The following is a 4,167-nucleotide window of genomic DNA, read 5'->3' as shown; positions in this document are numbered from 1 at the left end:
TAGCTATGCTATGGGCAGCGCGCCGCGCCTTGCATCCCATCCCGAGAAGGGCTTGCGCGACCGCGTTTAAATCGTAAAGAGGTTCTTAATGATAAAGAGACACGAATCGAAACGCAGTCAAGGCAGCGACAAGCCTGCCGACCCCAAATCTACCGCCGTCGCGCAAGCCGACCACTACGCGGCGCTGCACACCSGCTTCCGCTGGCAGGTTGACGAGCATTTCAATATCGCCGACGTGTGCTGCAGCCGCTGGGCCAGGGACGAAGGCAAAAAGCCAGGCGCTACAAAAAGAATAGCTGTTCGCGCTCATCAGCCGGGCGCTACAGCCGTTTTTTATACGTATACGGAACTGCAGGGCGCCGCCGATGCCTTGAGCCATGTGCTGGCCGGCCTGGGCGTCAAGCGCGGCGACCGTGTCGCCATCGTGATGCCGCAACGCTTTGAAACTGCGGTGGCCTATATGGCGGTGTTCCAGATAGGGGCTGTCGCCATGCCGCTGTCCATGCTGTTCGGCCCTGACGCGCTCGAATACCGCCTGCAGGACAGCGATGCGGTTGTGGCCATTTGCGACGAAAGCTCGATCGACAGCCTGAATGCCATCCGCGGCAACTGCCCGGCATTGCGCACGGTGGTGGCCGCCGGTACCGCGAAGGGCAAGGGAGACCTCGACTACGCAAGCGCACTGGCCGCCCAGAAAAACGCCTTCACAGCCGTCAAGACCAAGGCCGACGAAGGCGCGATCCTGATCTACACCAGCGGCACCACCGGCCCGCCCAAGGGTGCGCTGCTGCCGCATCGCGCCTTGATCGGTAACCTGCCCGGCTTCATCTGTAGCCAGAACTGGTTTGGCTTTGACGGCAAAACAAATAAAAAGTCCGACGCTGTTTTCTGGTCTCCGGCAGACTGGGCGTGGACGGGCGGGCTGATGGACGCCTTGCTGCCCAGCCTCTATTTCGGCCGGCCCATCGTCGCCTTCAACGGCCGCTTCAGCCCCGAACTGGCCTTCAGCCTGATGGCGGAGCAGGGCGTCACGCACACCTTTTTGTTCCCGACGGCTCTGAAGGCCATGATGAAGGCCTATCCCCGGCCCAGGCAGCACTTCAAGCTGAAACTGCAGGCCATGATGAGTGCCGGCGAAGCCGTGGGCGATGCCGTGTTTGCGTACTGCCAGGATCAGCTTGGCGTCACCGTCAATGAAATGTTCGGGCAGACCGAGATCAACTACGTCGTGGGCAATTGCAGCCGCTTCTGGCCTGCGAGGCCGGGCAGCATGGGCAAGGGTTACCCGGGCCATCGCGTGGCGGTGATTGATGACGAAGGCAATGAATGCGCGGTGGGCGTGCCCGGCGATGTGTCGGTCAACCGCTACGACATCCACGGCGACCCCGACCCAATCTTCTTCCTGGGGTACTGGAAGAAAGACGAGGCCACCCGCGGCAAGTTCACCGGCGACTGGTGCCGCACCGGCGACCTGGCAAGGCGCGATGCCGACGGTTACCTCTGGTATGAAGGCCGTGCCGACGACGTCTTCAAGGCCGCCGGTTACCGCATCGGCCCCGGCGAAATCGAGAACTGCCTGGTCAAGCACGCAGCCGTCGCCAACGCCGCCGTAGTGCCCAAGCCCGACCGCGAACGCGGTGCAGTCGTCAAGGCGTATGTGGTGCTTGCTCCTGATTTGATAGCTGCTCGCGCACGTCACCCGGGCGGTACAGCCCGATTTGATGATGAACTGACGCTGCAGCTGCAAGCCCACGTCAAAACCATGCTCGCGCCGTACGAGTACCCGAAAGAGATCGAATTCATCGACGCGCTACCGATGACGACCACCGGAAAAGTGCAAAGGCGCGTGCTGCGCCTGCAAGAGGAAGAGCGCTTCAAGGCATCAACAGCCCGGTGATAGATCGCCAAATAAAAAAGCACCCAATGGGTGCTTTTTTTTGTTCCAGCGGGCGCCGCAGAACTGGCTTTGCCAGGCTGCTAGCGCCGTCCCCTGCAAGGGGAGGTGGCGCTACACGAAGTGAGCGCCGGCAGGGGTGTGCCAGTTACCTCGCGGCGACTTRCTCAGCCACGTAGATTTCAACGCGGCGGTTCTTGTCACGGCCCTGTTGCGTGCTGTTGTCGGCCACCGGCTCGTGCGAACCGCGGCCGTCCGTCACGATGCGGGTACGGGCCACGCCGCGGCTGACCAGGTAGTCACGGGCCGCATCGGCACGGTCAATGGACAGTGGGTTGTTGATGGCGTCTGAACCGGTGTTGTCGGTGTGGCCAATGATGGTCACTGTCGTCACCGGGTTCTGGTTCAGGCTGGTAGCGAACTGGTTCAGGATGGGGGCAAAGTTCGGCTTGATGGCGGAACGGCCCACGTCAAAAGAAATATCGCTCGGGATGTCGAGCTTCAGGCGGTTGTCGGTGGTCTGGCTGACGGCTACGCCGGTACCCACAGTCGCCTTTTCCATCGCAGCTTTCTGGTCCTGCATTTTCTTGGACCAGATATAACCGCCGCCGGCGCCCACAGCGCCGCCCAGAACGGCACCCGTAGCCGCGCCCTTGGAGCCGCCGGTCGCTGCACCCAGTACCGCGCCTGCAACCGCGCCAATGCCGGCGCCCTTGGCGGTGCCCTGCTGGGTTTCGCTCATGTTGGCGCAGCCGGAAAGGGTCAACGCAGCCAGCGCCGCACAGGTAATGGATGTGATGGTCAGTTTGTTCATGGGATGCTCCTCAGGGAAAGTTAATGTAGTGAATACAGGTATCGAAGAAGGAGAACGGTTACCGGTCTCACTTCAATCAGCAGCGCATTAAAGCGCGGGTGTGTGAATGCTAGACAGGCGAAAGGTGAGCAGTTGTAAGACAAGGGCGCGAGATAGGCGCGCCTGCACGCCGTTTACGGAGACCTTAAACTAGCCGTTTTGCCAATTCCGTGAATTCCGTCACAGCGTTTTTGCTGCCGTGCGGCCTCTTCAATCTCACCTGCGACTCCTCCATGAATAAAGTTCAACTCGGCTCCAGCGACCTTCAGGTCACGCCTATTTGCCTCGGCACCATGACATTTGGCGAGCAGGTGGATGAGCCCACGTCCCACGCCATCCTGGACCGCTCGCTGGAGCGCGGCGTCAACTTTATTGACACCGCCGAAATGTATTCGGTGCCGGCCCGCGCCGAAACCTGCGGTTCGACCGAAACCATCATCGGCAACTGGCTTGCCAAAAATCCTTCGGCACGCAACAAGCTGGTGCTTGCCACCAAGGTCGCCGGCCCTTCGCGCGGCATGCCCTGGGTGCGTGCAGGCGGCGGCATGACGGCCCAGGACATCCTGGCTTCGTGCGATGCCAGCCTCAAGCGGCTGAAAACCGATGTCATCGACCTCTACCAGATTCACTGGCCCGAACGCCACGTGCCGGCGTTTGGCGCGCTGTATTACAACCCTGAACAGGAACGCTCTGCCACGTCGATCCATGAGCAGCTCGAGGCACTCGGCGCTTTGGTGAAAGCCGGCAAGGTGCGATATATCGGGCTTTCCAACGAAACCCCGTATGGCGTGCACGAGTTTGTGCGCCTGGCCGAGCAGCACGGCCTGCCGCGTGTGGCCACGGTGCAGAACGCTTATTGCCTCGTCAACCGCACGGTAGAAAACGGCCTGGACGAAACCATGCACCGACTGGGTGTCTCGCTGCTGGCCTATTCGCCACTTGCCTTCGGCCTGCTGACCGGCAAATATGACGAATCGGGCATTGAAGGCGCGGCTGCACCCAAAGACGCGCGCATCGGCAAATTTGAATCGGTACGCAAGCAGCGCTGGGGCCGCCCCGAGGCGCTGGCCGCCGCCCGGCGCTACAACGCGCTGGCCCGTGACAACAAGCTGACCCCAACCCAGCTGGCGCTGGCGTTCTGCTACACCAAGTGGCAGGTGGCCAGCACCATCATCGGCGTGACCTCAGTCGCGCAACTGGACGAAGACCTGGATGCCTGGGGCACCAAGCTCACGCCGGAAGTGCTGGCCGAGATCGACAAGATTCGCTGGGAATCGCGCGACCCGGCTCTGTGATTGGATCTCGGGAAGTGCGGGGCGTATGGTTCGCTACTCATCATTCTTAAGCAAGCAGGGGCCGCGGAACCGGCTTTGCCGGGCCGCAGGCGCAGCGGCCCCCTCGGGGGGCAGGGAGCTACACG

Annotated in this window: 3 protein-coding genes; 2 read left to right on the top strand and 1 reads right to left on the bottom strand. The window is 61.8% G+C overall.

The genetic code is table 11. The annotated features are described in order from the left end of the window. Nucleotides 1-88 precede the first annotated feature (88 nt). Nucleotides 89-1,897 (top strand): acetate--CoA ligase, encoded by a 1,809-nt coding sequence (locus AC1D0Z_RS16905; protein ID WP_477659378.1) that lies wholly within the window; start codon nt 89-91, stop codon nt 1,895-1,897. 145 nt (nt 1,898-2,042) lie between these two features. Here the strand turns inward: AC1D0Z_RS16905 and AC1D0Z_RS16900 are convergent, their stop codons facing one another. Next, complete coding sequence (locus AC1D0Z_RS16900) at nt 2,043-2,708, bottom strand: YiaD family glycine zipper/OmpA-like lipoprotein (RefSeq protein WP_477659377.1); 666 nt, start codon at nt 2,706-2,708, stop codon at nt 2,043-2,045. Nucleotides 2,709-2,980: 272 nt separating this feature from the next. On the opposite strand from AC1D0Z_RS16900, the gene AC1D0Z_RS16895 reads away from it, so the two are divergent. Beyond that, nucleotides 2,981-4,042 (top strand): aldo/keto reductase, encoded by a 1,062-nt coding sequence (locus AC1D0Z_RS16895; RefSeq protein ID WP_477659376.1) that lies wholly within the window; start codon nt 2,981-2,983, stop codon nt 4,040-4,042. Nucleotides 4,043-4,167 lie beyond the last annotated feature (125 nt).

It is taken from the genome of Polaromonas sp. P1_E3, from assembly GCF_056405935.1.
Note: the sequence above shows the minus strand (reverse complement) of the source record. Positions and strands in the feature narration are given on the sequence as shown.